Below are 21477 nucleotides of genomic sequence, written 5' to 3' on the forward strand. Positions count from 1 at the left end.
AGAAGCGGGATTACCGGCCCTCGAGGATATCTGGATGGCCGGCCCTATCGATTGTTGGAAGCCTGCATTCATGTCACACAATACATTCGGCCATCTTTTTCGTGTCACCACCTGGGGTGAGAGCCATGGCCCGGCGATCGGCTGTGTGGTCGACGGATGCCCGCCCGGCATTCGTTTCACGCTTTCCGACATCCAGACAGAACTCGATAAAAGGCGCCCGGGCCAATCGCGCTTCGTGACACAGCGGCGCGAGCCGGATGCGGTGAAAGTCCTTTCAGGCGTGTTGCCGGACGAGGATGGCGAAACGCTGATCACCACCGGAACACCAGTTTCCATGATGATCGAGAATGTGGATCAGCGCTCCAAGGACTATGGCGAGATCGCAAAGCGTTTCCGTCCTGGTCATGCCGACTATACCTATGAGACGAAATACGGCCTGCGCGACTATCGCGGGGGTGGGCGCTCTTCGGCGCGCGAGACGGCGACACGTGTTGCCGCTGGAGCGCTTGCACGCAAGGTGGTGCCCGGCATGAATGTTCGTGCGGCCCTGGTCGCCATGGGCGAAAAGGAAATCGACAGGGCGAATTGGAACTGGGATTTCATTGGCGATGCGGAGAACCCGTTTTTCACGCCGGACCCACAATCCGTCGCAGTCTTTACCGATTATCTCGATGGCGTTCGCAAGGCGGGTTCCTCGGTGGGCGCGGTCATTGAGGTGGTGGCCGAGGGTGTGCCGGTGGGGCTCGGTGCTCCGGTTTATGCCAAGCTTGATCAGGACATCTGCGCCAATCTGATGTCGATCAACGCCGTGAAAGGCGTCGAAATCGGCAATGGGTTCCAGGCAGCCCGGATTACCGGAGAGGAAAACGCCGACGAAATGCGCATGGGCAATGACGGCGCGCCGCGTTTCCTGAGCAACAATGCAGGCGGCATTCTGGGCGGCATCTCAACCGGAGAGTCCATTGTCGCGCGTTTTGCGGTGAAACCGACCTCATCGATCCTGACACCGCGCCAGAGCATCGACAAGGATGGCAATGAGGTCGATGTCCTTACCAAGGGCAGGCACGATCCGTGTGTGGGCATTCGTGCCGTCCCGATTGCCGAAGCGATGGTTGCCTGCGCGATTGCCGATCATTATCTGCGCCATCGTGGCCAGACCGGCCGCATCTGACGGAGTGTTCAATGCCCTATGATCAGAAAAAGGTCGTCGAAGCCCTGCGCGCCTTCGAAAAAGGCGAGATGGTTGTCGTCATGGACGATGACGGGCGCGAGAACGAGGGCGACATCATTGTCGCGGCGGTGCATTGCACGCCCGAAAAAATGGCCTTCATCGTGCGCCATACATCGGGCATTGTCTGCGCGCCCATGCCCGGCGGCGAGGCGAAACGGCTGAATCTGGCGCCCATGGTGGCCGAGAACGATGCGCCGCACTCGACCGCCTTTACCGTGAGCGTCGATTTCAAGCATGGCACCACGACCGGTATTTCCGCCGAGGATCGCACGCTGACCGTTCGCAATCTGGCAAACCCCAATGTGGGGTCAGGTGACTTCGTGCGCCCGGGCCACATTTTTCCGCTGGTTGCCCGCGAGGGCGGGGTGTTGATGCGCTCGGGCCATACGGAGGCGGCCGTCGATCTTTGCAAACTCGCTGGGCTACCGCCGATCGGCGTCATCTGCGAACTCGTCAATGATGACGGCACCGTGATGCGCGGTCCGCAGGTCTCGGCTTTTGCCGAACAACACGGGCTGATGCAGGTTTCGGTTGCCGATCTCATCGCCTATCGCCAACGGCAAGAGACGCTGGTGGAGCGGGTGGCGAGTTTCGACATCGACACGCCGAGCGGCCCGGCGAAAGCGCATGCCTATACGCTTCCCTGGGAAGCGATGCAGCATCTGGCGATTGTCTTCGGAGACATCCGTGACGGGGTGGATATCCCCGTGAGGCTCCACACGGAGGATGTGGTGACGGACGTTTTCGGCAAGGAAGAGCGGCTGCGCGAAGTTATGGAGCGTATGGCAGGGCTTGGACGTGGCGTGCTCGTCTATCTGCGGGAAGGTTCGGTGGGCGTTGCCCATGAAAACCGCCGCCGCCCGGCGGGAAGCGACCGGGAGGACCATGACGAAGCCCTGCGGCGCGAGAGCGAATGGCGAGAGATCGGCCTGGGGGCGCAAATTCTCAAGGACCTCGGCATTTCCTCCATCAAATTAATGGCTTCGCGGGAGCGGCACTATGTCGGGCTTGAAGGCTTCGGCATCGAGATCGCCTCGACCGATATTGTTTGACCCATGAGACAGGCCCGACTTGTTCGGGCCTGTCTCATAATGAAGTCTGCGGCGCTACTCAGCCGGCTGGAATGTGGCACCGGCTGCCGTGCGGCGCTCGCCGGCGAGGCTCTTCTGACCAAGCAAGACCGTCAGCAGCGCCGAAAAGCCGGCCACCGCGGAAACCCAGAACCCGTTTTGAGGCCCGTAGAGATCTATGACCCAGCCGGCGACGAACGAACCGAGCGCCATGCCGATCCCGATGCCGGTCATGACCCAGGTAATGCCTTCTGTGAGCATGGCCGGCGAAACACGGCGCTCGATTACGCCGAATGCGGTGATGAACGTGGGTGAGACGGCAAGGCCGCTGACGAAGACCGCCACGGCGAGCAGGGGCACTGTGTCGGCGAAGAGAAGCGGCACCGTGGTAACAGCAATGACGGTCACGGCAATGGCGAGCTGGCGTTGCAGGGGCATTGTGAGGTTGAGGGCGCCGATGACAATGCCGATGAGGAAAGAGCCAACGGCGTAGACGCCGATGACGAGGCTGGCGGCACCTGGCTGGCCGAGCATCTTGGTGATTGCCACGGAACTCACCTCGGCGGTGGCGAAGATCGCACCGACAAAGATCAGGGCAAGCGTGACGATCTGCACCGAGCGCAGGCGGATTGCTGAGTGCGCTGGTCCTTCCTCGGCCGGACGAATGCCGGGTTCTGTCGAGCGCTGCAGCACGAAAGCCGCCGTTCCGAAGGCCAGAAAGAGCGTGCTGGCCAACATGCCGGCCTCGGGAAAGAGCGACACACTCAATCCCACCGAAAGCGAAGCCCCGGCAATGTAGACAAGTTCGTCTGCGACCGATTCGAAAGCGAAGGCCGTGTTGAGCTCCGGGCGACCGTGGAAAATTTCCGTCCATCTGGATCGCACCATGGCCGGGATGCTTGGCATGGTGGCTGCGGCGAGGGCCGCGGCAAACAGCGTCCACAACGGCCAGTCACGATTGGCCGCGGTAATGAGCAGGAGAAACGCGATCACGGAAACGGTTGTGAAGGGCGTCAATATGGCGCTTTGGCCACGCCGGTCCACGAGCCGCGAGATTTGTGGGGCTACGAAGGCATTGGTGAGGGCCAAGGTGGCCGCGACAGCACCGGCAAGCCAATACTCACCGTGGGTTTGTGATAGCATGGCGACAATGCCGATGGGAGCCATGGCAATGGGCAGACGGGCAAAAAAACCGGCTGCGGCAAAACCTTTGGAGCCCGGTGCCTTGAAAATCTGGCGATAGGGGTTGGGCATTGGAATGATCCTTGATGCAGGAATGATGGTGATTTACATACGCTGCGTATGTAGATCAGATAATGGCATACGCGATGTATGTCAATTGATATACGCCGCATATGTGAATGGAGATTCGAATGGTGCATAAACCGCGCAGCGAAATGATTGCCGAAACCAGAGCCAAACTGGTGGCCGCAGCGCGGGATGCCTTCGGCAGAGTTGGCTACGCGAATGCTTCGATGGATGATTTTACTTCAGGCGCAGGTCTGACACGCGGCGCGCTGTACCACCATTTCGGCGGCAAAAAGGGGCTGTTCGAAGCGGTCATCATGCAGATCGATGGCGAGATGACAGAAAGGCTCAAGGGCGTTTCACAGCGTGCCAGCGATCCCTGGAAGGGATTTGTCGACGAGTGTGTCGCCTATATCGAGATGGCGCTCGAACCCGAAATCCAGCGCATCATGCTTCTCGATGGTCCTTCGGTCCTTGGCGATCCATTCAACTGGCCCAACCAGCCCTCTTGCATAAACGCGCTCACCCGCAGTCTGGAAAAGCTCGTGGATGCCGGCCTGGCGGAGGTTGCGGATCCGGAAGCCACGGCGCGGCTTATCAGTGGGGCGAGCTTCCTTGCATCACTCTGGATTGCCAATTCCGACAATCCCGAGGCGACATCCAAACGAGCCGTGGCCGCTTTTGAACGGTTGCTTGAGGGATTGCGAAAAGGGACGGCTACCGCAGGTTGACAATCCTGCATCATCGTTCATGCTCCCTGTAACTGGCAGGGGGCTGTTTCATGTGGGATTTTGATATTGGTCGAACGCTGGCGATCATGGGCCGGACTTGGCCGTTCATCGTTTTGCGCATGGTCGTCTATTTCGGGATCACAGTGGCGTATATTTTTGCCACCGGAACGGGGGCAGGCATAGGCTATGGCGTCGGCCATGTCTCCAGCGACCCGGGCGGCCCCGGCACATTTGCCCTTTGGGGCGGAATTGCCGGTTTCGGACTGGTTTCCGCCATCGTCTACTGGATCCGCGAATACATCCTCTACATCGTCAAGGCCGGCCATATCGCGGTGATGGTGCATCTGATCGATGGTCAGGATGTACCCGACGGCAAAAACCAGATCACCTATGCGCGGCAGGAAGTCACTGCGCGCTTTGCCGAAGCCAATGTGCTGTTCGTTCTTGATCAGCTCGTAAAGGGCGTGATCCGGGTTCTGACCGGGCTTCTGGGCGGCATTGCGGGATTTCTGCCCATTCCGGGGCTCGACACGCTGATGCGTTTCGTCAACACGGTCATCCGCATTGCACTGACCTATGTTGACGAGATCATTCTTGGGTACAACATCCGCATCGGTTCGAACAAACCGTTCGAGACTGCTCGGCAGGGCGTGGTGCTCTATGCGCAGAATGGCAAGACCATGCTCAAGAATGCCGTCTGGCTGGCACTCTTCATGTGGCTTCTGACTTTTGTCGTTTTCCTTGTCATGCTCGCACCGGCGGGCGCCATCCTCTATGCCATGCCGGGGCAGCTGGCTGGCTGGGCATTCGTGCTGGCGATCGTGTTTGCCTGGGCGGTGAAGGCCGCGCTCATCGAACCGTTTGCCATTGCTGCGTTGATGTCGGTCTATTTCAAGGTGATTGAAGGACAGACACCCAATCGCGAATGGGATGAGCGGCTGAGCAGTGCATCCAAACAGTTCCGCGAATTGAAGGAGCGGGCTTTGGACACCGTTGGTGTCCGATCTGGCACGGCATCTGCGAAACCAACCGGGTGAAACCCTGTTGACACGGGCCCCGAGCGCCTATGCCTGTCATGGCCAAGCCACGGTTTGGCCATTACACTCAGGGTATGAGAACTCGTTTCTACACGCATCCGATCTGTCGTGAGCACATCACACCGCCTGGTCACCCGGAACGGCCCGATCGCCTGCGGGTGATTGTCGACCGGCTGGACGACGAGCCATTCGCCTATCTGCAGCGGCTGGAGGCGCCGCTGGCGGATGAAAGTGCGGTGCTTCTTGCGCATCCGGTCGAACATCTCGAGAAGGTGAAGGCCAGCATTCCGGACGATGGGCTGGCGGTGATCGACGATGACACCACCGTGAGTCCGAAAAGCCTTGAAGCTGCTCTCACGGCCATTGGTGGTGCTGTGGCCGGTGTCGACGACGTGTTTTCCGGTGAGGCCGGGAACGTTTTCGTTGCGGGGCGTCCTCCCGGCCATCATGCCGAGAAGAACCGGGCCATGGGCTTTTGCCTGTTCAACAACGCCGCCATTGCGGCCCGGCACGCACAAAGGGAACATGGCGCAGAACGCGTCGCCATCGTCGACTGGGATGTGCATCACGGCAACGGTACGCAGGACATCTTCTGGGATGATCCGAGCGTGCTCTACTGCTCCACGCACCAGATGCCGCTTTATCCGGGAACAGGTGCTGCCCATGAGACGGGCGCCGGCAACATCGTGAACGCGCCTCTGCCTGCCGGGTCCGGTTCGGAGGCGTTTCGTGAGGCGTTCGAGGGGAAGGTATTGCCTGCACTCGACCGATTTTCACCGGACCTGATCGTCATTTCTGCCGGTTTCGACGCCCATCGGCGCGATCCGTTGGCTGAACTCAATCTGGAAGCTGAGGATTTTGACTGGGCGACCGGCGTTCTGATGGAGCGGGCCGACCGTTTGTCACAGGGGCGCCTTGTCAGCTTGCTTGAAGGTGGGTACGACCTGCAGGGACTTTCCGTGTCGGTCGCTGCGCATGTCGGCCGTTTGTTGAAGGGGTGAGACATGGCCGAAGAAGCCAACAACGAAATCAAGAGCATGAGCTTCGAGCAGGCACTTGAAGCGTTGGAAAAGATCGTTGAGGATCTGGAGCGCGGCGATGTGCCCCTCGACCAGTCGATCAAGATTTACGAGCGTGGCGAGGCGCTGAAAAAGCACTGTGACCAGCTTCTGAAGGCCGCGGAAGACAAGGTGGAGAAGATCCGTTTGTCGCGCGAGGGGCAGGCTGTCGGCAGCGAACCGCTCGACGAGAGCTGAGATCCGAGTAACTCCGAGGTCAGCAGTCTTTGTACATTTGTTTGTACGGAGGTTGTTTTGTATTCAAGCGTAGTGAGTGTAGATTTCAAAGAAACTGTACTGTTTCATCCCATTGCGTTTACTTTGCCTGGCTGAAGCCCTATGTCGATGTGATGCAAACAGCCGAGGTGACGCGCGTGAATTCGCCACCCGACACTCCTCTTCTTGATACGGTTGGCACGCCAGCCGATCTCAAAACCCTTTCGCCTGACGATCTTCCCCAGCTAGCCGACGAGCTGCGTGCCGAACTGATCGATGCGGTTTCGAAGACCGGAGGGCATCTGGGTGCCGGGCTCGGCGTTGTCGAACTGACCGTGGCGCTGCACCATGTGTTCGACACGCCCGGCGACCGACTCATCTGGGATGTGGGCCACCAGGCCTATCCGCACAAGATCCTCACCGGCAGGCGAGAGCGCATCCGCACGCTGCGCCAGGAGGGTGGGCTCTACGGGTTCACCAAACGCTCGGAAAGCGAATACGATCCGTTCGGCACGGCGCACTCCTCCACCTCCATTTCGGCGGGCCTCGGCATGGCCGTTGCGCATCGGCTGAAAGGCGAAAAACGCAATGTGATCGCCGTCATCGGCGATGGTGCCATGTCGGCCGGGATGGCCTATGAGGCGCTCAACAATGCGGGTGCACTGGGCGAGCGGCTGATCGTGATTCTCAACGATAACGACATGTCGATTGCCCCGCCGCAGGGCGCGATGAGCGCCTATCTGGCGCGCCTCGCATCGGGACGCACCTATCAGGGTGTGCGCGATCTCGGCAAGAAGCTGACGTCCTATCTCGGTGAGAGCGTTGATCGGGCCATCACGCGCGCTGTCGAACATGCGCGCGGCTATGTGACCGGCGGCACGCTGTTTGAGGAACTGGGCTTCTTTCACATTGGCCCGATTGACGGGCACAATCTCAAACATCTCGTTCCGGTTTTGAAGAACGTGCGCGACAATGGCACAGGGCCGGTGCTGATCCATGTGGTGACGAAAAAGGGCAAGGGATATCCGCCGGCGGAGGCCGCCGCCGACAAATATCACGGCGTCAACAAGTTCGATGTCATCACAGGGGCGCAGGCCAAGACGCCTGCCAATGCACCGAGCTACACAAAGGTCTTCGCCCGGTCGCTGGTTCAGGAAGCGCGCGAGGACGAGCGGATCGTCGCCGTGACGGCGGCCATGCCATCGGGCACCGGGCTCGACCTGTTCGAAAAGGAATTTCCGAAGCGGACCTTCGATGTGGGCATTGCCGAGCAGCACGCGGTGACATTTGCCGCCGGACTGGCAACGGAGGGGCTGCGCCCGTTTGCGGCGATCTATTCGACGTTTTTGCAGCGCGGCTATGACCAGGTGGTGCATGACGTGGCGCTGCAGAACCTGCCGGTGCGTTTCGCTATCGACCGGGCAGGGTTTGTGGGCGCGGACGGTCCCACCCATTGCGGCGCTTTCGACATCACCTATCTCGCCAGCCTGCCGAATTTCGTCGTGATGGCGGCCGCCGACGAGGCGGAACTGCGGCACATGGTGCGCACCGCCGCCGAACACGATCAGGGGCCTATAGCCTTCCGCTATCCGCGGGGTAATGGCGTCGGTGTGGAGATGCCGGAACGTGGCGAGGTGCTGGAACTTGGCAGGGGACGGGTGATCCGCGAGGGCACGAAGGTGGCGCTTCTGTCGCTCGGAAGCAGGCTGGAGGACTGTCTGAAGGCGGCGGATGAGCTGGATGCAGCCGGGCTTTCGACAACGATTGCCGATGCGCGGTTTGCAAAGCCGCTGGACCGGGAGCTGATCCGGCGTCTGGCACTCGAACATGAGGTGCTGATCACAATCGAAGAGGGCGCCATTGGCGGGTTCGGTTCACATGTGCTGAATTTTCTGGCGCATGAGGGCTTGCTTGAAAGCGGCGTGAAAGTGCGGCCGATGGCCATGCCCGACCGGTTCGTCAATCATGCCCAGCCCGAGCGCATGCTGGAGGATGCCGGGCTTGATGCGGGCGCGATTGTGCGCACGGTGTTTGCGGCCTTGGGCCAGCGTGCGGAAAGCGCAGCGCGTGCCTGATCGCAAGAAAATGCTCTGCTGCAAAACCTGTCGCGGGGTAGCCGGATGAGGCTCGACCAGTTGCTTGTGGACCGTGGTTTTTTCGCCAGCCGCGCTCGGGCGCGTGATGCGATCCTGCGAGGCACGGTGAAGGTTGACGGCGTGCCGGCAAAGAAGCCGGGCCAGACGGTTTCTACCGCTGTGGAGGTAAAGGTCGACGATCCGGCAAGCACCTATGTTTCGCGCGCGGCGCTGAAATTGCTGCATGGTCTCGATGTCTTCGGGTTCGATCCGGCCGGTTGCCAGGCGCTCGATATCGGGGCATCGACGGGCGGGTTCACACAGGTGCTTCTTGAGCGCGGCGCGACCCATGTGACGGCCATTGACGTAGGCACCGGGCAAATGGATACCCGCATAGCCGGCGATCCGCGCGTCACTTCTCTGGAGGGGGTGAATGCGCGGCATCTCGATAGCGAACATCTGGGCGCGCGGACACCGGATTTTCTCGTTTCGGATGTGAGCTTCATCTCGCTCAAGCTCGCCCTGCCGCCGGCACTGACGCTTGCCGCGCCGGGCGCGCGGGCCATATTTCTGGTCAAGCCGCAATTCGAGGCGGGCCGTGAGGCCATCGGCAAAGGCGGTTTGCTGCGCGATCCGGCACAGGCTGACGAAATCGCCGCCGATCTGGAAAATTGGCTGGGGACGAATGCCGGCTGGCGGGCCATGGGGCTTGCATCTTCGCCCATCGAAGGCGGAGACGGAAACCGTGAATTTCTTCTGGCCGGGCGCAAGGACCGATGAGCGAAACGCTGACGATTGATCATTTGGGGGCGCAGGGCGATGGCGTGGCGTTGACGCCGACCGGATCTGCCTATGTGCCGTTTGCGCTTCCGGGCGAAGTGGTGGATGCGGAACTGCGCAAGGGCCGCGCCACCAAGTCGATTGTGCGCGAGGCCTCACCAGAGCGTGTCGAGCCGGCATGCCGGCATTTCGGTGATTGCGGCGGCTGCGCGGTGCAACATCTTGAAGGCAACGCCTATCTCGCCTGGAAACGCGAGAAGGTCGTGAACGCGCTGGAGACGCGCGGCCTCAAAACCGAGGTCGATGAAACGCTTGCCTGCCCGCCGCATTCGCGCCGGCGGGTAACGTTTACCGCAAGGCGCCTGGGGTCGGAGGTTCTTCTGGGTTTCAATGCCGCGCAATCCCACCGCATCGTCGTGGTCGAGGAATGTCCGGTGGCAACCCCCGGCATTGTCGCCGCGCTTGAGGACCTGCGGGTGCTCTCCAAGGCCATCGCGGCGACGCCGAAACCCTTTCACCTGACCGTGACGGAGACCCGCACCGGTCTCGACATTGCAGCGCTGGGCGCGGGACGGCTTGGCGAAAAACAGCGCCGGGCGGTGATCGATCTGGCGTTGGAAAAGGGTTTTGCCCGGCTCTCCGCCGATGGCGAGACCATCGTGGAAGGCCGGAAGCCCAGCGTGATGTTCGCAGACGTGCCGGTGGCTATTCCGCCAGCGGGGTTCCTACAGGCCACGCTCGCAGCGGAAGAGGCCATGGCCGCGCTGGTGAGCACGCATCTGGACGGCTGCAAACACGTTGCCGATCTTTTTGCAGGCAGCGGCACATTCGCGCTGCGGCTTGCACAGAAGGCGCGGGTCTATGCGGCTGAAGGCGATGAGATTGCGCTGTCGGCGCTCGATATTGCTGCGCGGCAATGGCCGTCTTTGAAGCCGGTGACGGCGGAAAAGCGCGATCTCTTCCTCCGTCCGCTGCTGACGAAGGAACTGGCACAATTCGACGGTCTGGTGTTCGATCCGCCGCGTGCGGGCGCCGAATTCCAGTGCCAGCAGCTTGCGCGTTCGAACGTGAAACGGATTGCGACAGTTTCCTGCAATCCGGGCACGCTGGCGCGGGATCTGGCGATCCTCACGGAAGGGGGCTACCGCGTCACGCGGGTTGTTCCGATCGACCAGTTTCTCTGGTCACCGCACGTGGAAGCGGTCGCGCTTCTGGAAAAGAAACCGAAGCGGCGTTGATCAGCTCTTCAAAAGCATATCGACATAGGAGGGCACGACCCGACTGGCCGGGCCGTGAATGGCCTCGTCGAAATCGTCGAACGTATCGGAAGGTTCGAGATTGAGTTCGATCGTATGTGCCCCATGGCGGCCGGCTTCCTGCACGAATTGTGCTGCCGGATAGACATTGCCGGAAGTGCCAATGGAAATGAAGAGATCGGCAGCGCGGAGCGCACCGTAGATCCGCTCCATCTGGTAGGGCATTTCTCCGAACCACACGACATCGGGGCGCAAATGTCCGACTGTGGCGCAGGCAGGGCAGGGCGTTTCAGGCGACATGTCGCCTTCCCACCGGCTGCGATCGCCGCAATGGGTGCAAAACGCGCTTCGGTGTTCGCCATGCATGTGGATGAGGTTTTTCGAGCCGGCGCGTTCGTGCAGGTCGTCGATATTCTGGGTGACGAGCAGCACACCGCCTGCAAAGTCGCGCTCCAACCGGGCGAGTGCGCGGTGCGCATCATTGGGTTCCAGCTCCGCGATCTTGCGCCGGCGCATATTGTAGAAATCATGCACCAGTGCGGGATTGGCGGCGAACCCTTCGGGCGTTGCCACGTCACGGTAGTCGATTTTCGACCACAGCCCGTTCTTGTCGCGGAACGTATCCACGCCCGATTCGGCAGAGACACCCGCGCCGGTCAGGATAACGATGCGCTGGAAGCCCATCAGGTCTGCGTGCCGCCGACGGTCATCTGGTCCATGCGCAGATGCGGCTGGCCGACGCCGACGGGCACACCCTGTCCGGCCTTGCCGCACATGCCGATGCCATTGTCGAGGCTCATGTCGTTGCCGACCATGGAAACGCGGTGCATGGCATCGGGGCCGTTGCCGATCAGCATGGCGCCCTTCACGGGCTGGGTGACCTTGCCGTCCTCGATCATGTAGGCTTCGGTGCAGCCAAACACGAACTTGCCAGAGGTGATGTCCACCTGACCGCCGCCGAAGGAGACGGCATAAATGCCCTTCTTGACCGAGGCGATGATCTCTTCGGGGGGCTTGTCGCCGCCCGTCATGTAGGTGTTGGTCATGCGGGGCATGGGCTCGTGCGCGTAGGATTCGCGCCGGCCGTTGCCGGTGGGCGCCATGCCCATCAGCCTCGCGTTCTGCCGGTCCTGCATATAGCCGACCAGCTTTCCGTCCTCGATCAGCACGTTGCGGCCCGATGGTGTGCCTTCATCGTCGATGGTGAGCGAACCGCGGCGCTCCGAGATAGTGCCGTCATCCACAACGGTCACGCCCTTGGCGGCGACCTGCTCGCCCATCAGGCCGGCGAAGGCCGAGGTTTTCTTGCGGTTGAAGTCGCCTTCGAGACCATGTCCCACGGCCTCATGCAGCATCACGCCCGGCCAGCCATTGGCAAGAACGATGTCGAAGGTGCCGGCAGGCGCGGGAACGGCTTCCAGATTGACGAGCGCCTGGCGCAGCGCTTCGCTGGCAGCAAATTGCCAGGAATCCTCTGCAAGAAACTCGCCAAAGCTCTTGCGCCCGCCCATGCCATAGGACCCGGTCTCCTGCCGGTCGCCGTCTCCGACCATGACGGAGACATTGACGCGGACAAGAGGGCGAATGTCGCGGGCGATCTGGCCGTCGGCACGCATGATCTCGACCTGTTGCCAGGAGGCGGCGAGCGAGGCGGTGACCTGTCGCACACGGGGATCTTTTGCGCGAAGCCAGCCGTCGATCTCCTGCAGGAGTTTGGCTTTTTCCTCAAATCCGGGGGAGATGATCGGGTTCTCGTCGCCATAAAGACGCTGATTCGTGCCCGCAGGCGCGGCGGCGAGTTTCCCCGAATATCCGTCCTTTACCGTCGAGACGGCATCGGCGGCGCGGCGCAGTGAGGCTTCCGTCAATTCACTGGAATGGGCATAGCCCGACGCTTCTCCGGCAACGGCGCGCAGACCAAAGCCCTGATCGGTGTTGAAACTGGCGGTCTTCAGACGCCCGTCGTCGAATACAAGTGCTTCTCCTTCCCGGTATTCGAGGAAGAGTTCTCCGTCATCCGCACCATGGATCGTGTCGGCGAGGAGCGACTTCAGGTGATCGGGTGAACAGTCGAATGCGTCGAGAAGCGATTTGGCGGTCATGAACAATATCCTGTCGAAACTCCCCCTCATTTAAGGGAGGCGGGGCGCGCAATCCAGTGCAGCCCCCGCAGGATCTGCGATGACTATCGGGGCAGGGCGTCGAAACCTTCCGCAAAACCGTTGAGATCAACGGGGATGCCAATGCCTTCTTCCGGGGTCTGGAAGACGATGAAGGTGGCGGACTGGCCGGTCTTGAAGGTTTCCACAAGCTGATCCTCAAGGATCACCTCGGCATAGCAGCCATCCTGGAAACAGCGCACGAAATAGGCGCGGCCTATATCCTTGCCGTCCACATTGAGACCGAGCCCATTCGGCAGGAGCACGCCGAGCGGCGCCAAAACACGCAGGATTTCGGCCTTTCCGTCGGCGGTTCGCAGCACGACCACCGAAAGGCCCATCTCAGGCCGGTCTTCGGCAACGACATTCTGCATCATCGCGCATTGTTCGCTGGAGGCACCGGCAGGCGTGTCACACAGAATCGACCAGGCACCGTGGGTGGAACGGACCGTCCCGCTTTGCTGCGCCTGCGCGCCAAGAACAGGAAAAGCGATCATTGCGGCCGCTGCTGCAGCGCATTTTAGGAAGGACATGCTCATTGTTCCCGGCTCCCGTACGAATCAGGGCAATTTATCCCGCGTTTGCAGTCGGCGAAAAGGGATGGTCGCGGCAAAATATTGGGAAAACCTGTTTATGAGATTACAATAAAGACAATTAGGGGCAATTCCGTCGGAAATGGGACGCCCCGACCGTTTGTCCTATTGCACTTTCAATATGGACGGCAGTATGAGCCTGCCGAAGGGGCGCAAAAATGCCGCACGTTGCATCCAACGCCTTCCTTGCGGTTCAAATGAGAGTATGGTTTGAACGCGCCTATAAAAAGCCAGAATTCCCTTTGCGGCAATCCCGGACAGACCGGCTTGCCGTGTTGCCACGGGAGATGACGAGGGTTATGAAGAATATCGCTGTTGGCCTTGCCACTCTGCCGTTTCTCGCCACGGGTGCCGTTGCTGCGCAACCGGAACCCTGGCAGATGCGCTTTCAGCCGGCTGCAACCGGCATCATGCACGAGATCACCTGGTTCGAGGAATACACGCTGTGGTTCATCGTGCCGATCACCATTCTCGTGATGGCCTTGCTGGCCTGGTGCATTTTGCGCTTCCGCGCGAAAGTGAATACGTCGCCATCGCGTACCAGCCACAACACGCTGATCGAAGTTATCTGGACGGTCGGTCCGGTGATCGTTCTGTTGTTTCTGGCGGTGCCGTCCTTCCAGCTTCTCACGGCGCAGTACACGCCCGAGGAGGAGCCGGCCTTCACCATCAAGGCGACTGGCGTGCAGTGGTACTGGGACTATGAGTATCAGCTGGAAGAGCCCGTATCCTTCAGCTCGCTGATGCTCAAGGACGACGAACGCGCCGGTGCCGGCAAGGAAGACAAATCCGTCTACCCGCGTCTTCTGGCCGTCGACAACGAGGTCGTCGTGCCCGTCGATACAACCGTGCGCGTCCTGGTCACGGCCAGCGATGTGATCCACGCCTTTGCCATGCCGGCCTTCGGCATCAAGGTGGATGCCGTGCCCGGCCGTATCAACGAGACCTGGTTCAAGGCCGAGAAGGAAGGCCTTTACTACGGCCAGTGCTCGGAACTGTGCGGCAAGGACCATGCCTATATGCCGATCGCCATCCGCGTTGTGGCGCAAGACCAATATGACACCTGGATCGCAGCCGCAGGCGAAGACCTGGCAGGCGCCAACGCGGCGCTGATGGCGGCGATCGAGGGCAATCAGAAAGTTGCGTCTGCCGGCGAATAAGCCAGCAGACGTCTAGAGAGGAAATGGAGCGGTAGGAAATGGCAGGCGCTACAACCCATGACGCCCATGGCGAACACAAGCCAACCGGATGGACCCGGTGGGTATATTCCACCAACCACAAGGATATTGGCACGCTCTATCTGATCTTCGCGATCATCGCGGGCATCATCGGCGGCTTCATGTCTGTCATGATGCGCTGGGAGCTTGCAGAGCCCGGCATCCAGATCTTCCACGGCTTTGCATCCATGGTCTATGGGTATGAAGGCGATGCGGCGATCGACGCAGGCAAGCACATGTATAATGTGTTCACCACGGCGCACGGCCTTGTCATGATCTTCTTCATGGTCATGCCGGCGCTGATCGGTGGCTTCGCCAACTGGATGGTGCCGATCATGATCGGCGCGCCGGACATGGCGTTCCCGCGCATGAACAACATCTCGTTCTGGCTGCTTCCGCCGGCCTTTATCCTGCTGTTGATGTCGCTCTTCGTTCAGGGACCGGCTGGTGCCTATGGCACGGGCGGTGGCTGGACCATTTATCCGCCACTTTCGACCTCCGGTCAGCCCGGCCCCGCAATGGATCTTGCCATTCTGGCGCTCCATATCGCCGGTGCGTCGTCGATCCTGGGCGCGATCAACTTCATCACGACGATCTTCAACATGCGCGCACCGGGCATGACGCTGCACAAAATGCCGCTCTTTGCCTGGTCGGTGCTGATCACCGCGTTCCTGCTTCTGTTGTCGCTTCCTGTTCTTGCCGGCGGCATCACCATGCTTCTGACGGACCGCAACTTCGGCACGACGTTCTTTGCGCCTGAAGGCGGCGGCGATCCGATCCTGTTCCAGCATCTGTTCTGGTTCTTCGGTCACCCGGAAGTGTACATTCTGATCCTGCCGGGCTTCGGCATTGTCAGCCACATCGTTTCGACTTTCTCGAGAAAGCCGATCTTCGGTTATCTCGGCATGGCCTACGCCATGGTCGCCATTGGCGCAGTCGGCTTCATCGTGTGGGCGCACCACATGTACACGACCGGCCTGTCGCTCGACACGCAGCGTTACTTCGTGTTTGCAACGATGGTCATCGCGGTTCCGACCGGCGTTAAGATCTTCTCCTGGATCGCCACCATGTGGGGCGGTTCCATCGAGTTCCGTACACCGATGATCTGGGCCATCGCCTTCATCTTCCTGTTCACCGTGGGCGGTGTGACGGGCGTGCAGCTTGCCAATGCCGGTCTCGACCGCGCCATGCACGATACCTATTATGTGGTCGCGCACTTCCATTACGTGCTGTCCATGGGTGCCGTGTTCGCGATCTTCGCTGCCTGGTACTACTGGTTCCCGAAGATGACGGGATACATGTACAACTCGTTCATCGCCCGGGTTCATTTCTGGATCACCTTCATCGGCGTGAACGTCATCTTCTTCCCGCAGCACTTCCTGGGTCTGGCCGGCATGCCGCGCCGCTACATCGACTACCCGGACGCGTTTGCCGGCTGGAACATGGTGTCGTCCTACGGCTCCTATCTCGCGGCCATCGGGGTGCTGGTGTTCCTGTTCGGTGTCTTCGAGGCTTTCGCCAAGAAGCGTCCGGCCGGTGCAAATCCGTGGGGCGAGGGCGCGACGACCCTTGAGTGGCAGCTTTCTTCGCCGCCCCCCTTCCACCAGTGGGAACAGCTGCCGAAGATCCGCTGATCACAGGCAGAGACACAGCTTGATGGCTGCGCGGCTCATGGTTGAATGTGCCGCGCAGCCGATTAACAGAACGAAGGCACACCATGGCGTTGGTTGATCAGGAGCATATGGACGATACGGGGTTGCGCCTTTCCGAGGCCGCGCCCGGCGATTTCATTGCGCTGTTGAAACCGCGCGTCATGTCGCTTGTCGTTTTCACTGCGTTTGTGGGCATGGTGATGGCGCCGGGGGTGCCGAACCCGCTGCTTGCGATGATCTCCATCGCGGCAATCGCAGTCGGCGCAGGCGCCTCGGGTGCGCTCAACATGTGGTATGACGCCGACATTGATGCGGTGATGGGGCGGACGGCCAGCCGTCCGGTGCCTGCGGGGCGCGTCACCCCCGGCGAAGCGCTCGGGTTTGGCCTGGTGCTCTCCGCATTTTCCGTGGCCACGCTCGGCCTCATGGCCAATTGGGCGGCGGCGGCGCTGCTGGCCTTCACGATTTTCTTCTACGCGGTGATCTACACGATGTGGCTCAAGCGCTCGACCCCGCAGAACATCGTCATCGGCGGTGCTGCCGGCGCGCTGCCGCCTGTCGTGGGTTGGGCCGCGGTTACCGGCTCGGTGAGCATGGAAAGCCTAGTGCTCTTCCTCATCATCTTCCTGTGGACGCCACCGCATTTCTGGGCGCTGGCGCTCTTCAAATCTGGCGATTATGAGCGGGCGGGTGTTCCGATGCTGCCCAATGTCGCGGGACATACGGCGACCAAGAAACAGATTTTCGTCTACGCGCTGCTTCTGGCGGCAAGCGGGATCCTGCCGGTGGTGGCCGGTTTTGCGAGCTTGGCCTATGGCGTTGTCGCCGCGATCCTTGGCGCCGGCTTCATCTGGTATTCCTGGCAGGTTCTGCACATGCCCGAAAGCGATACGGCCATGAAGCCAGCCAAGGCGCTGTTCGGTTATTCGTTGCTCTATCTGTTCGTGCTGTTCACGGCACTTCTCGTCGATCGGCTGCTCGCCAGCCTTGGCCTGGTTTCCTGAGGCGGGATGATGGACAAGGATCTTCTAAAACCGACCGAAGCGCAGCTCAAGGCACGCCGCAAGCGCAACATCGCGCTCGCCATCGCGCTCGCTGTCTTCGTCGTGGTCGTCTATATCGGCAGTCTGGCCAAGATCGGGCCGGGCCTCTTCGATCGTGCGATGTGAGGCGGGGCATGAGCGGCAAGCCAGAAAACCGGAAAGAGGCAGCAGGGCACCGAAATCGCAATGCAGCGATCCTTTGCGTTGCCGTGGTGGGCGGAATGGTGGGCATGGCCTATGCCGCAGTGCCGCTCTACCAGCTCTTTTGCCAGGTGACGGGGTATGGCGGTACGACGCAGCGTGTGGAACAGTATTCCGATACGATTCTGGACCAGACCATCACCGTCCGGTTCGACGCCAACACCAACGGTGTGCCGTGGGAGTTCCAGCCGAAACAGCGCGAAGTGACATTGCGTCTCGGCGAGACGAAGCAGATTTCCTACATTTCGCGGAACCTCTCCAATGAGCCCACGTCGGGTACCGCGACCTTCAATGTTTCGCCGGCGCGGGCTGGCGCCTATTTCAACAAGGTTGAGTGCTTCTGTTTCACGGAACAGGAGTTGCAACCGGGGCAGTCCTATGACATGCCGGTCGTGTTCTTTGTCGACCCGGAGATCGTCAACGTGCCTGAGTTGAAGAACCTGAAGACTATTACGCTTTCCTACACATTCTTCCCGCTTGAGAAGAAGGCGCCGGTGGCTACCGCGCCCAAGACCAACACCAATCAGAACGAGAATCTCGGGGGCTGACATGGCCGACGCGCACGCTAAACACCACGACTATCACATCATCGATCCGAGCCCGTGGCCCTTTCTGGGGTCGCTTGGTGCGCTGATCATGGCCATTGGCGCCATTGCCTGGATGAAGGCGCTCAATGGCTCCGAATTCACCATTTTCGGTGTCGATCTCGCCGTGACCAATTTCTGGGTTTTCCTGATCGGTCTCTTCCTGGTGCTTTTCACCATGTATTCGTGGTGGGCCGACACCATTCGCGAAGGGCATGAGGGGCACCACACGCGCGTCGTTTCGCTTCATCTGCGCTACGGCATGATCATGTTCATCGCTTCGGAGCTGATGTTCTTCGTGGCATGGTTCTGGGCATTCTTCGACGCCAGTCTGTTCCCCGGTGAAGCCGTGCAGGCCACGCGCGCCACGTTTACCGGCGGCATGTGGCCGCCAGAGGGCGTGGAAGTTCTCGATCCCTTCCATCTGCCGCTCTACAACACGATCATCCTGCTGCTTTCAGGTACAACGGTCACCTGGGCGCACCATGCGCTGCTGGAAGACGACCGGAAGGGCCTCGTCTGGGGGCTGGTCCTGACCGTGGCGCTGGGCGTGCTGTTCTCCTGCGTTCAGGTTTACGAATACATGCACGCTCCGTTTGCCTTCTCGGATTCCATCTATGGGGCGACGTTCTACATGTCGACGGGCTTCCACGGCTTCCACGTCTTCGTCGGAACCATTTTCCTTCTGGTCTGCCTGTTGCGCGCCATGGCCGGCGCCTTCACGCCGAAGCAGCATTTCGGCTTCGAGGCGGCCGCCTGGTACTGGCACTTCGTTGACGTGGTCTGGCTCTTCCTCTTTACGTTCGTCTATGTCTGGGCCTCGGCGGGCGCGACCATCGCTCATGGCTGACAAGACCGTGTGAGCATGCGGAAGGCGAAGGCGGCCAGGGGAACCTGGCCGCCTTCTTTTTTGGCCCCTTCTCGTCCTGTCTGAGGGTGCGGCAGGAGGCGACGTCGACCAGATGTGCCTGCCATGTTAGAGCCCATGGGGCATGATAAGGGGTGGGAAGATGAATGAGTCGAGAGCCCATTCCGGCCCGATGTCGGTTCAATTCTGGATGGAAATGGCATGACCGAGCGACAGAACAACACAAAGGTTGAAGAGCCGGTCGTCGATCAGGCGATATGGCCACCGGTCGACCCGATCAGCGCCGGGCTTGGCGGACGTTGCCCACGCTGCGGCGAAGGGCGCCTCTTCTCCGGCTTTCTCACGGTCGGGCGCTATTGTCACAATTGCCGACTCGATTACAGCTTTGCCGATGCCGGCGACGGACCGGCAGTGTTCGTTATCCTGATCATCGGTTTTCTGGTTGTGGGGCTGGCGCTTTGGATGGAGGTGACGCTCGGGCCTGCGCTCTGGGTTCATTTCCTGCTCTGGATCCCTCTCTCTCTCGTGCTGTGCCTGACGGCGCTCCGCCTGATAAAGGGGCTGTTGATCGCACTTCAGTATCGCAACAAGGCGGAGCAAGGAGAACTCGAACGATAATGGCCCTAGCTGAAGTCAAACCCGCGCGGTCCAGCCTCTCCGGGCTTCTGCTGCTTCTCAGCCTTGTTGTACTTGCCTGCCTTCTCGCGCTTGGCACCTGGCAGGTGCAGCGGCTTCAATGGAAAGAGGCGCTGCTTGCGCAGATCGAGGCGCGGATCAACGCGGAGCCGGCTGATCTGGCGAGCATCGAGCGCGTCTATGCCGAAACCGGTGATGTGGAATACCGTCCCATGCGTGTGGAAGGCGCGTTCCGTCACGCGGGCGAAAGACACTATTTCGCGACCTGGAAGGGACAGTCGGGCTATTTCATCCACACCCCGCTCCGACTTGAGGACGGCCGCTTCATTCTCGTCAATCGAGGGTTCGTTCCCTTCGATCGCAAGAAGGCGGAGACCCGCGCAGAAGGACAGATCGTTGGCGGTGTGCGCATCAGCGGGCTTGCCCGCAACGGGATTGCTGAAAAGCCATCTTTCATCGTTCCTGACAATGATATCAGCAAGAATATCTTCTACTGGAAAGATCTCGATACGATGGCCCGCACGGCCGGCCTGCCTGACACTGCCCGGGTTCTGCCGTTTTATGTCGACGCCGATGACACGCCGAATCCAGGCGGACTGCCTGTGGGTGGCGTGACACGCATCGATCTCCCGAACAGCCATTTGCAGTATGCGATCACCTGGTATGGGCTTGCCTTGGCGCTGTGCGCGGTGCTCTTCGTCTGGTGGCGAAGAAATCGACGCAGCGCCTGATCGCGTTCTTTGGCACGCGGGCCTTGACATTGAGTGCCCCACACCCCCAATTCCGGCTCCAGCAAGAGGACAAGAGATGACGGCTGCCGACATGACAAAACAGAAGCTGACGGTGCGGCTTTGCGGGCCACGTGGCTTCTGTGCGGGCGTTGATCGCGCCATACAGATCGTCGTGCTGGCACTCAAAAAATACGGCGCGCCGGTCTATGTGCGCCACGAGATTGTTCACAACCGGTATGTTGTTGAGGGACTCCAGGAACGCGGCGCCGTCTTCATCGAGGAACTGAGTGAAATACCGGAAGACCATCGCGATTGCCCGGTCGTTTTTTCCGCGCATGGGGTGCCTAAATCGGTGCCGGCGGACGCGCAGTCCCGCAACCTCTTCTACCTGGATGCAACCTGTCCGCTGGTTTCCAAGGTCCACAAACAGGCCATGCGCCACCACCGACTGGGCCGTCATGTTCTGCTCATTGGCCATGCGGGCCATCCCGAGGTGATCGGCACGATGGGGCAACTCCCCGAGGGCACGGTCACCCTGGTGGAGACGGTGGAAGGCGCCAACACGCTTGCGCGGCCCGACGGTGCGGAACTGGGCTTTGTCAGCCAGACAACACTGTCCGTGGAGGACACGGCGGACATTCTCAAGGCTTTGGAAGACCGTTTCCCGGATCTGCATGCACCAGCGGCAGAATCCATCTGCTACGCCACCACCAACCGGCAGGAGGCTGTGAAAAAGGCAGCTCCCGGATCGGACCTGTTCCTCGTGGTCGGTGCTCCCAACTCTTCAAATTCCCGTCGTCTTGTGGAGGTTGCGGAGAGGGCAGGGGCCAAACGCTCTCTGCTTGTGCAGCGCGCTTCTGAAATTCCGTGGGACGAGGTCGATGGCATTCGTGTTCTAGGCCTCTCGGCCGGCGCATCGGCTCCCGAAATCATCGTCAACGAAATCATCGACGCCTTCCGCGAGCGATTCGATGTGACGGTGGAGCTTGCGATCACCGCCGAGGAGACGGAGAATTTCCCCGTCATGCGCGCAATCCGCGACGTCGAACTGACAAGCGCGGACATGGCCTTTGTGAACGGCAACGCATAAC

At 60.6% G+C, this 21477-nt stretch carries 22 protein-coding genes; 18 read left to right on the forward strand and 4 right to left on the reverse strand.

The features are described 5' to 3' along the window. The first annotated feature begins 70 nt into the window (after positions 1-70). Both aroC and ribB read left to right on the forward strand, forming a co-directional pair. Complete coding sequence (gene aroC, locus KW403_RS14080; RefSeq protein WP_223020089.1) at positions 71-1171, forward strand: chorismate synthase; 1101 nt, start codon at positions 71-73, stop codon at positions 1169-1171. Positions 1172-1182: 11 nt separating this feature from the next. Continuing rightward, positions 1183-2283 carry a 3,4-dihydroxy-2-butanone-4-phosphate synthase gene (ribB, locus tag KW403_RS14085; RefSeq protein ID WP_223020090.1) on the forward strand — a complete coding sequence of 367 codons (1101 nt, stop codon included), beginning with the start codon at positions 1183-1185 and terminating at the stop codon, positions 2281-2283. Between the two features lie 54 nt (positions 2284-2337). On the opposite strand, the gene KW403_RS14090 is transcribed toward ribB, so the two are convergent. Then, positions 2338-3555, reverse strand: a complete 1218-nt coding sequence (locus KW403_RS14090) for an MFS transporter (protein WP_223020091.1) — start codon at positions 3553-3555, stop codon at positions 2338-2340. 119 nt (positions 3556-3674) lie between these two features. Between KW403_RS14090 and KW403_RS14095 the strand changes: the two genes are divergently transcribed. The 7 genes from KW403_RS14095 (at position 3675) to KW403_RS14125 (ending at position 10684) form a co-directional block, all read left to right on the forward strand. Beyond that, positions 3675-4280 carry a TetR/AcrR family transcriptional regulator gene (locus tag KW403_RS14095; RefSeq protein WP_223020092.1) on the forward strand — a complete coding sequence of 202 codons (606 nt, stop codon included), beginning with the start codon at positions 3675-3677 and terminating at the stop codon, positions 4278-4280. A gap of 50 nt (positions 4281-4330) precedes the next feature. Then, complete coding sequence (locus KW403_RS14100; protein WP_223020093.1) at positions 4331-5317, forward strand: hypothetical protein; 987 nt, start codon at positions 4331-4333, stop codon at positions 5315-5317. Positions 5318-5391: 74 nt separating this feature from the next. Beyond that, positions 5392-6318: a histone deacetylase family protein gene (locus KW403_RS14105; RefSeq protein ID WP_223020094.1), complete on the forward strand. Its 927-nt coding sequence runs from the start codon at positions 5392-5394 to the stop codon at positions 6316-6318. 3 nt (positions 6319-6321) lie between these two features. After that, positions 6322-6573, forward strand: a complete 252-nt coding sequence (locus KW403_RS14110) for an exodeoxyribonuclease VII small subunit (protein ID WP_223020095.1) — start codon at positions 6322-6324, stop codon at positions 6571-6573. A 152-nt stretch (positions 6574-6725) separates the two neighbouring features. Beyond that, positions 6726-8666: a 1-deoxy-D-xylulose-5-phosphate synthase gene (dxs, locus tag KW403_RS14115; RefSeq protein WP_223022572.1), complete on the forward strand. Its 1941-nt coding sequence runs from the start codon at positions 6726-6728 to the stop codon at positions 8664-8666. Between the two features lie 45 nt (positions 8667-8711). Beyond that, positions 8712-9446 carry a TlyA family RNA methyltransferase gene (locus KW403_RS14120; protein WP_223020096.1) on the forward strand — a complete coding sequence of 245 codons (735 nt, stop codon included), beginning with the start codon at positions 8712-8714 and terminating at the stop codon, positions 9444-9446. Next, entirely contained in the window at positions 9443-10684 is a 1242-nt protein-coding gene (locus KW403_RS14125; RefSeq protein ID WP_223020097.1) for a class I SAM-dependent RNA methyltransferase, read from the forward strand. The genes KW403_RS14120 and KW403_RS14125 overlap by 4 nt, the downstream gene beginning before the upstream one ends. On the opposite strand, the gene KW403_RS14130 is transcribed toward KW403_RS14125, so the two are convergent. From KW403_RS14130 to KW403_RS14140, 3 genes are all read right to left on the reverse strand, one after another. Then, complete coding sequence (locus KW403_RS14130) at positions 10685-11386, reverse strand: NAD-dependent deacylase (protein WP_223020098.1); 702 nt, start codon at positions 11384-11386, stop codon at positions 10685-10687. Continuing rightward, complete coding sequence (gene tldD, locus KW403_RS14135) at positions 11386-12804, reverse strand: metalloprotease TldD (RefSeq protein WP_223020099.1); 1419 nt, start codon at positions 12802-12804, stop codon at positions 11386-11388. The genes KW403_RS14130 and tldD overlap by 1 nt, the downstream gene beginning before the upstream one ends. 83 nt (positions 12805-12887) lie before the next feature. Next, positions 12888-13358, reverse strand: coding sequence for an invasion associated locus B family protein (locus KW403_RS14140; protein ID WP_246637969.1), 471 nt, complete (start codon positions 13356-13358; stop codon positions 12888-12890). Between the two features lie 395 nt (positions 13359-13753). On the opposite strand from KW403_RS14140, the gene coxB reads away from it, so the two are divergent. The 9 genes from coxB (at position 13754) to ispH (ending at position 21476) form a co-directional block, all read left to right on the forward strand. Then, positions 13754-14614: a cytochrome c oxidase subunit II gene (gene coxB, locus KW403_RS14145; protein ID WP_223020101.1), complete on the forward strand. Its 861-nt coding sequence runs from the start codon at positions 13754-13756 to the stop codon at positions 14612-14614. Between the two features lie 38 nt (positions 14615-14652). After that, complete coding sequence (ctaD, locus tag KW403_RS14150) at positions 14653-16305, forward strand: cytochrome c oxidase subunit I (protein ID WP_223020102.1); 1653 nt, start codon at positions 14653-14655, stop codon at positions 16303-16305. An 83-nt stretch (positions 16306-16388) separates the two neighbouring features. Continuing rightward, a complete protein-coding gene (locus tag KW403_RS14155) occupies positions 16389-17327 on the forward strand; it encodes a heme o synthase (RefSeq protein WP_223020103.1) in 939 nt (312 codons plus the stop codon). Positions 17328-17333: 6 nt separating this feature from the next. Then, entirely contained in the window at positions 17334-17492 is a 159-nt protein-coding gene (locus KW403_RS14160; protein ID WP_223022634.1) for a hypothetical protein, read from the forward strand. 8 nt (positions 17493-17500) lie between these two features. Next, a complete protein-coding gene (locus KW403_RS14165) occupies positions 17501-18115 on the forward strand; it encodes a cytochrome c oxidase assembly protein (protein WP_223020104.1) in 615 nt (204 codons plus the stop codon). A 1-nt stretch (position 18116) separates the two neighbouring features. Further along, positions 18117-19001 (forward strand): cytochrome c oxidase subunit 3, encoded by an 885-nt coding sequence (locus KW403_RS14170; RefSeq protein ID WP_223020105.1) that lies wholly within the window; start codon positions 18117-18119, stop codon positions 18999-19001. A gap of 219 nt (positions 19002-19220) precedes the next feature. Beyond that, positions 19221-19637 carry a DUF983 domain-containing protein gene (locus KW403_RS14175; RefSeq protein WP_223020106.1) on the forward strand — a complete coding sequence of 139 codons (417 nt, stop codon included), beginning with the start codon at positions 19221-19223 and terminating at the stop codon, positions 19635-19637. Then, positions 19637-20386: an SURF1 family protein gene (locus tag KW403_RS14180; RefSeq protein WP_223020107.1), complete on the forward strand. Its 750-nt coding sequence runs from the start codon at positions 19637-19639 to the stop codon at positions 20384-20386. Before KW403_RS14175 ends, KW403_RS14180 begins: the two co-directional genes overlap by 1 nt. A gap of 76 nt (positions 20387-20462) precedes the next feature. Continuing rightward, positions 20463-21476 (forward strand): 4-hydroxy-3-methylbut-2-enyl diphosphate reductase, encoded by a 1014-nt coding sequence (gene ispH, locus KW403_RS14185; protein WP_223020108.1) that lies wholly within the window; start codon positions 20463-20465, stop codon positions 21474-21476. Position 21477: the final 1 nt, after the last annotated feature.

The organism is Nitratireductor kimnyeongensis (assembly GCF_019891395.1).
GTDB classification, from domain to species: Bacteria; Pseudomonadota; Alphaproteobacteria; order Rhizobiales; family Rhizobiaceae; genus Nitratireductor; species Nitratireductor kimnyeongensis.

What these genes read in the sequence shown, in the direction of transcription:
- aroC (WP_223020089.1), top strand. Translation starts at nt 71, where the DNA reads ATGTCACACAATACATTCGGCCATCTTTTTCGTGTCACCACCTGGGGT.
- ribB (WP_223020090.1), top strand. Translation starts at nt 1,183, where the DNA reads ATGCCCTATGATCAGAAAAAGGTCGTCGAAGCCCTGCGCGCCTTCGAA.
- KW403_RS14090 (WP_223020091.1), bottom strand. Translation starts at nt 3,555, where the DNA reads ATGCCCAACCCCTATCGCCAGATTTTCAAGGCACCGGGCTCCAAAGGT.
- KW403_RS14095 (WP_223020092.1), top strand. Translation starts at nt 3,675, where the DNA reads ATGGTGCATAAACCGCGCAGCGAAATGATTGCCGAAACCAGAGCCAAA.
- KW403_RS14100 (WP_223020093.1), top strand. Translation starts at nt 4,331, where the DNA reads ATGTGGGATTTTGATATTGGTCGAACGCTGGCGATCATGGGCCGGACT.
- KW403_RS14105 (WP_223020094.1), top strand. Translation starts at nt 5,392, where the DNA reads ATGAGAACTCGTTTCTACACGCATCCGATCTGTCGTGAGCACATCACA.
- KW403_RS14110 (WP_223020095.1), top strand. Translation starts at nt 6,322, where the DNA reads ATGGCCGAAGAAGCCAACAACGAAATCAAGAGCATGAGCTTCGAGCAG.
- dxs (WP_223022572.1), top strand. Translation starts at nt 6,726, where the DNA reads ATGCAAACAGCCGAGGTGACGCGCGTGAATTCGCCACCCGACACTCCT.
- KW403_RS14120 (WP_223020096.1), top strand. Translation starts at nt 8,712, where the DNA reads ATGAGGCTCGACCAGTTGCTTGTGGACCGTGGTTTTTTCGCCAGCCGC.
- KW403_RS14125 (WP_223020097.1), top strand. Translation starts at nt 9,443, where the DNA reads ATGAGCGAAACGCTGACGATTGATCATTTGGGGGCGCAGGGCGATGGC.
- KW403_RS14130 (WP_223020098.1), bottom strand. Translation starts at nt 11,386, where the DNA reads ATGGGCTTCCAGCGCATCGTTATCCTGACCGGCGCGGGTGTCTCTGCC.
- tldD (WP_223020099.1), bottom strand. Translation starts at nt 12,804, where the DNA reads ATGACCGCCAAATCGCTTCTCGACGCATTCGACTGTTCACCCGATCAC.
- KW403_RS14140 (WP_246637969.1), bottom strand. Translation starts at nt 13,358, where the DNA reads ATGATCGCTTTTCCTGTTCTTGGCGCGCAGGCGCAGCAAAGCGGGACG.
- coxB (WP_223020101.1), top strand. Translation starts at nt 13,754, where the DNA reads ATGAAGAATATCGCTGTTGGCCTTGCCACTCTGCCGTTTCTCGCCACG.
- ctaD (WP_223020102.1), top strand. Translation starts at nt 14,653, where the DNA reads ATGGCAGGCGCTACAACCCATGACGCCCATGGCGAACACAAGCCAACC.
- KW403_RS14155 (WP_223020103.1), top strand. Translation starts at nt 16,389, where the DNA reads ATGGCGTTGGTTGATCAGGAGCATATGGACGATACGGGGTTGCGCCTT.
- KW403_RS14160 (WP_223022634.1), top strand. Translation starts at nt 17,334, where the DNA reads ATGATGGACAAGGATCTTCTAAAACCGACCGAAGCGCAGCTCAAGGCA.
- KW403_RS14165 (WP_223020104.1), top strand. Translation starts at nt 17,501, where the DNA reads ATGAGCGGCAAGCCAGAAAACCGGAAAGAGGCAGCAGGGCACCGAAAT.
- KW403_RS14170 (WP_223020105.1), top strand. Translation starts at nt 18,117, where the DNA reads ATGGCCGACGCGCACGCTAAACACCACGACTATCACATCATCGATCCG.
- KW403_RS14175 (WP_223020106.1), top strand. Translation starts at nt 19,221, where the DNA reads ATGACCGAGCGACAGAACAACACAAAGGTTGAAGAGCCGGTCGTCGAT.
- KW403_RS14180 (WP_223020107.1), top strand. Translation starts at nt 19,637, where the DNA reads ATGGCCCTAGCTGAAGTCAAACCCGCGCGGTCCAGCCTCTCCGGGCTT.
- ispH (WP_223020108.1), top strand. Translation starts at nt 20,463, where the DNA reads ATGACGGCTGCCGACATGACAAAACAGAAGCTGACGGTGCGGCTTTGC.